A 5861-nucleotide genomic window follows, 5' to 3' on the forward strand; every position below is an offset into this window, starting at 1 on the left:
CCCACGGGCCCCGCGCCCCGCCGACCGGTCGATGAGCTGGCAGCAGCCACACCACGGGCACTCCGGATACCCCTATGCCCGGCACGAGGGCTTCGACCCGCCCGAGCCCGAGCACCGCTACCCGCCGGCGGCCGGCCCCGTCGAGCCGGTCGGGGCGCCGGCCGTGCCCGACCAGCCGGGCCCGCCGGCCGCCGGAGGCCCGCCCGTGGGCCGGCCGCCGGCCCCCGCGTCGTCGAGCGGCAGAGCGGCCGAGCCGACCGCGCGGCTCAACCCCAAGTACCTCTTCGACACCTTCGTCATCGGCGCCTCCAACCGGTTCGCGCACGCGGCCGCGGTGGCCGTCGCCGAGGCGCCGGCCAAGGCGTACAACCCGCTCTTCATCTACGGCGAGTCGGGCCTCGGCAAGACGCACCTGCTCCACGCCATCGGCCACTACGCGCGCAGCCTCTACCCCGGCACCCGGGTGCGGTACGTGAGCTCCGAGGAGTTCACCAACGAGTTCATCAACTCGATCCGGGACGGCAAGGCGGACGCGTTCCGCAAGCGCTACCGGGACATGGACATCCTGCTGGTCGACGACATCCAGTTCCTGGCCAGCAAGGAGTCCACGCAGGAGGAGTTCTTCCACACCTTCAACACCCTGCACAACGCCAACAAGCAGATCGTGCTCTCCTCCGACCGGCCGCCCAAGCAGCTGATCACCCTGGAGGACCGGCTCCGCAACCGCTTCGAGTGGGGCCTGATCACCGACGTCCAGCCGCCCGAGCTCGAGACGCGCATCGCGATCCTCCGCAAGAAGGCGGTGCAGGAGCAGCTCAACGCCCCACCCGAGGTGCTGGAGTTCATCGCGTCCCGGATCTCGCGCAACATCCGCGAACTCGAGGGCGCGCTGATCCGGGTCACGGCCTTCGCCAGCCTCAACCGGCAGCCGGTGGACCTGGGGCTCACCGAGATCGTGCTCAAGGACCTGATCCCGGGCGGCGAGCACGCCACGCCGGAGATCACCATCGACGCCATCGTCTCGGCGGTGGCGGAGTACTTCGGGCTCACGGTCGAGGACCTGATCGGCTCCTCGCGCAGCCGCATCCTGGTCACCGCCCGGCAGATCGCGATGTACCTGTGCCGGGAGCTCACCGACCTGTCGTTGCCGAAGATCGGGCAGTACTTCGGCGGCCGCGACCACACGACGGTCATGCACGCCGACCGGAAGATCAGGTCGCTGATGGCCGAGCGACGCCCCATCTTCAACCAGGTCACCGAGCTCACCAACCGCATCAAGAACGGCGGCTGACCGCCCGCCGCACCGGTCCACCGCCACGGCGCCCCCGAGGACACCTCGGGGGCGCCGTTCGATTTCCGCCCGGGGAACGGCAGTTGTCCACAGCTTCGCCGCGATGTCGCCGTCCACACCCTGTGGGTGCCGCGAGTTGTCCAGATCCCCGTCCACAGGGTGGCCGGGGAGAGGGCGAGTTCGCAGGTCAGCCGGGTGTGGAAATGTGGGAAACCCTCGTCCACAGACTGTGGACGAGGCACCGGCCGGCGGGGACGCCGATCGCGTTGTCCACCGCCATGACTCGGTGATCCACAGCTAAGGGGCGGTTGTGCACAGGTAATCCACAGCTCTGTCCACTGTTCGGCAACGCAACGCGCCGCCTCACCGGCAGGAGTGAATCAGCTCACAGTGGAGTGGACCGGGCCCTGTTGAGAACTCGGCGGAAACTGGGGACAGAGCCGTGGATAACCCGGCCGGCGCTGTGGACGGGCTGTGGAAGACCGCCGTTCATCCACAGCGACCCCCGCTTCATCCACCGCTCCACCCACAGGCGATGTGGACAAAAAACGGCGGCTGAGCTGGGAAGACGGAGTTATCCACCGTATCCACAGGCCCTACTACTACGACTACACAGTTAGAGGCCGAGACTCGTTTCGAAGTGGGCGCTGTGGACAAGTGAGCCCGGAGCCGGTCTACCCATCCCGAGTCGATTTGACCCACGGAAGCCCCTACTGTCAGAGGCGTGCGCCAGACTGGTGCCCCGACAGGAAGCCGGCAGGGCGCACGGCCTGAAGACAGCGGGAGGCGGCTGAAGTGAAGATCCGGGTGGAACGCGACGTGCTCGCCGAGGCGGTGGCCTGGGCCGCCCGCAGCCTGCCGGCCCGACCGCCGGTCCCGGTGCTCGCGGGCCTACTGCTGAAGGCGGAGGAGGGCGCGCTGAGCCTCTCCGGCTTCGACTACGAGGTGTCGGCCCGGGTCTCGGTCGACGTGGACGTCGAGGACGAGGGCACCGTGCTGGTCTCCGGCCGGCTGCTCGCCGACATCTGCCGCGCCCTGCCGAACCGTCCGGTGGAGATCTCCTCCGACGGCGTCCGGGTGAGCGTGGTCTGCGGCTCCTCGCGGTTCACCCTCCACACGCTGCCGGTCGAGGAGTACCCGGCGCTTCCCCAGATGCCGGTGGCCACCGGCACGGTCTCGGGCGAGGTGTTCGCCTCCGCCGTCTCCCAGGTGGCCATCGCCGCCGGTCGGGACGACACGCTGCCGGTGCTCACCGGCGTGCGGATCGAGATCGAGGGCGACACGGTCACCCTGGCCTCCACCGACCGGTACCGGTTCGCGGTGCGGGAGTTCCTGTGGAAGCCCGAGGTGGCCGATGTCTCGGCGGTGGCCCTGGTCCCCGCCAAGACGCTGCTCGACACGGCCAAGTCGCTCAGCGGCGGCGAGACCGTCTCGCTGGCGCTCTCCGGCTCCGGCTCCGGCGAGGGCCTGATCGGTTTCGAGGGCGCCGGCCGGCGCACCACCACGCGGCTGCTCGAGGGCGACCTGCCGAAGTACCGGACGCTGTTCCCGACCGAGTTCAACTCGGTGGCCGTGATCGAGACGGCGCCGTTCGTCGAGGCGGTCAAGCGCGTGGCGCTGGTCGCCGAGCGGAACACCCCGGTGCGGCTCAGCTTCGAGCAGGGCGTGCTGACCCTGGAGGCCGGCTCGAGTGACGACGCACAGGCTGTGGAGCGGGTGGACGCGAAGCTGGATGGCGACGACATCTCGATCGCCTTCAATCCCGGCTTCCTGCTCGAGGGCCTGAGCGCGATCGACTCCCCGGTGGCGCAGCTCTCGTTCACCACCTCGACCAAGCCGGCGCTGCTGAGCGGCCGCCCGGCGGCGGACGCGGAGGCGGACGAGGCGTACAAGTACCTGATCATGCCGGTTCGCCTGAGCGGTTGAGGCCGGGCCGGGCCGTGGCGGGCCCGGCGGCCCGCCTGGCCGCACCGCCGCCCCCGCCACGCGGGGGGCGAATTCGCCGGCCGGCGCGTTCACGCCGCGCGGCGCGGGCCGCGAACCGGACCGACCTGGCGGCCCCGCCCTCCCGGCTGTGGCCCGGCTCGCGCTCGGCGCGCCAGCCCGCTGTGGGCGGGCCGAGCCGGCGGCAGGCCAGCTCCCGGCGATCGGCCGTGGCCCGCCGCCGCGGAGCGCGACCGGCCTGGCGGCCGGGGGCGGCGCTGGCGGTCCGGGCTACGCGGGTGTTCCGCCTCGCGCCCCGGGAGCGAGGCGCGGCCGGTCGACCGGCCGCTTCGCGGCGGTACTCCCGCGGAGCCGCCGAGCCCGCTGGGCGGTGCCGGCGATCGCCCGCGACGAGGGGAGCCACGCGGCCGTCCGGGCCGCGCGGGCGCTGACCTGGCCCCGCTGTGCGCCCGGCGTCGCACGTGGCGGCTTGCGTCGCCCCGTACAGGCCGCGCGTGGCCTCGCCGCCCGCTGGCCGCGGCTTCGCTGCCCGCAGGGTGGCCGGCGTAGGCTCGGGGGGATAGCACAACGTTTTGAAGGAGTCCTGATGGAGCTCGGTCTCGTCGGTCTCGGCAAGATGGGCGGGAACATGCGCGAACGCATCCGCCGAGCCGGTCACACCGTGGTGGGTTTCTCGCACGAGGCGGACGTCGCCGACGTGCACAGCCTCAAGGACCTGGTGGACACGCTCGCCGCGCCCCGGGTCGTGTGGCTGATGGTGCCGGCCGGCGCGGCCACCCAGTCCACGGTGGACGAGCTCGCCGAGCTGCTGTCCCCCGGCGACGTCGTCGTGGACGGCGGGAACTCCCGGTGGACGGACGACGCCAGGCACGCCGAGCAACTGGCCGCCAAGGGCATCGGCTTCGTGGACTGCGGGGTCTCCGGCGGCGTCTGGGGCCTGGAGAACGGCTACGCCCTGATGTACGGCGGTGATGCCGAGCACGTGGGCAGGGTCCAGCCGATCTTCGACGCCCTCAAGCCGGCCGGCGAGTTCGGCGCCGTGCACGCGGGCAAGGTCGGCGCCGGCCACTTCGCCAAGATGGTGCACAACGGCATCGAGTACGCCATGATGCAGGCCTTCGCCGAGGGCTGGGAGCTGCTCGAGGCCGTCGACGAGGTCACGGACGTGCGCGAGGTGTTCAGGTCCTGGCAGGAGGGCACGGTCATCAGGTCCTGGCTGCTCGACCTGGCCGTGCGCGCGCTGGACGAGGACGAGCACCTGGCCCAGCTCAAGGGCTACGCGGCCGACTCCGGCGAGGGCCGGTGGACGGTCGAGGCGGCGATCGACAACGCGGTTCCGCTGCCCGCGATCACGGCCTCCCTCTTCGCGCGCTTCTCGTCCCGGCAGGACGACTCGCCGCAGATGAAGATGATCGCCGCGCTGCGCAACCAGTTCGGCGGGCACGCGGTCGAGAGCAAGTAAGGGCATTCGGGGGCCGGCGCCGTGCACGTCACGCATCTGTCACTCGCCGACTTCCGGTCCTACGCCCGGGCCGAGGTGGAGCTCGACCGCGGCGTGTCCACCTTCGTCGGGCCCAACGGCCAGGGCAAGACCAACCTGGTGGAGGCCGTCGGCTATCTGGCGACGCTCGGCAGCCACCGGGTCTCGTCAGACGTGCCCCTGGTGCGGGGCGGCGCCGACCGGGCGGTGATCAGGGCGGCGGTGGTCGAGGGGGAGCGGCGCCAGCTGGTCGAGTTGGAGCTGAACCCGGGTCGGGCCAACCGGGCCCGGCTCAACCGCTCGACCCAAATCCGTCCGCGCGACGTGCTCGGCGTGGTCCGCACCGTGCTGTTCGCGCCCGAGGACCTGCACCTGGTGAAGGGGGATCCCGGCGAGCGCCGCCGGTTCCTCGACGAGCTGGTCACCGCGCGCGCCCCGCGTCTCGCCGGGGTGCGCGCCGACTACGAGCGGGTGCTCAAGCAGCGGAACTCGTTGTTGAAGTCGGCCGCGATGGCCAGGCGGCACGGCGGCCGTGGCGCCGACCTGTCCACGCTCGACGTGTGGGACCAGCATCTGGCGCGCGCCGGCGCCGAGCTCCTCGGGCAGCGCCTGGCGCTGGTCTCGGCGCTGCGGCCGCTGGCGGACAAGGCGTACGAGGAGCTGGCCCCGGGCGGTGGCCCGGTCGGCCTCGAGTACCGGGGCCCCGCCGGCGAGCCGGCCGAGCTCGCGGCGGCCTCCCGCGAGGAGCTGTACGAGCTGCTGCTCGGCGCGCTCGCTGGCGCCAGGTCGCAGGAGATCGAGCGCGGGGTGACGCTGGTCGGCCCGCACCGGGACGATCTGCTGTTGCGGCTCGGGGAGTTCCCGGCGAAGGGCTACGCCAGTCACGGCGAGTCCTGGTCGTTGGCGCTCGCGCTGCGGCTCGCGTCGTTCGGCCTGTTGAAGGAGGAGGGGCCCGAGCCGGTGCTGGTGTTGGACGACGTGTTCGCGGAGTTGGACGCTCGGCGCCGGGAGCGGCTGGCCGAGCTGGTGGCGCCTGGCGAGCAGGTGTTGGTGACGGCGGCGGTGGAGCAGGACGTGCCCGCGGTGCTCGCCGGGGCGCGGTTCGCGGTCTCCGAGGGGCGGGTCGAGCGTGGCTGAGGGCTCGGG

At 72.2% G+C, this 5861-nt stretch carries 4 protein-coding genes; all 4 read left to right on the top strand.

Features of this window, described 5'->3' with window-relative positions:
* Positions 1 to 1291: chromosomal replication initiator protein DnaA (dnaA, locus tag E1265_RS32550; protein WP_243741271.1), on the top strand; the 1291-nt coding region annotated here is incomplete at its 5' end.
* Positions 1292 to 2086: 795 nt separating this feature from the next.
* On the top strand, positions 2087 to 3217 hold the full coding sequence (dnaN, locus tag E1265_RS32555) for a DNA polymerase III subunit beta (RefSeq protein ID WP_132934560.1): 1131 nt from the start codon (positions 2087 to 2089) through the stop codon (positions 3215 to 3217).
* Positions 3218 to 3821: 604 nt separating this feature from the next.
* Positions 3822 to 4697 carry a phosphogluconate dehydrogenase (NAD(+)-dependent, decarboxylating) gene (gene gnd / locus E1265_RS32560; protein ID WP_132934561.1) on the top strand — a complete coding sequence of 292 codons (876 nt, stop codon included), beginning with the start codon at positions 3822 to 3824 and terminating at the stop codon, positions 4695 to 4697.
* A 21-nt stretch (positions 4698 to 4718) separates the two neighbouring features.
* Positions 4719 to 5852 carry a DNA replication/repair protein RecF gene (recF, locus tag E1265_RS32565; protein WP_132934562.1) on the top strand — a complete coding sequence of 378 codons (1134 nt, stop codon included), beginning with the start codon at positions 4719 to 4721 and terminating at the stop codon, positions 5850 to 5852.
* Positions 5853 to 5861 lie beyond the last annotated feature (9 nt).

It is taken from the genome of Streptomyces sp. 8K308, assembly GCF_004348315.1.
In the GTDB taxonomy this organism is placed as follows: domain Bacteria; phylum Actinomycetota; class Actinomycetes; order Streptomycetales; family Streptomycetaceae; genus Streptomyces.

Excerpts from the sequence above, each read along its gene's own strand:
- gnd (WP_132934561.1), top strand. The coding sequence starts at position 3,822 with ATGGAGCTCGGTCTCGTCGGTCTCGGCAAGATGGGCGGGAACATGCGC.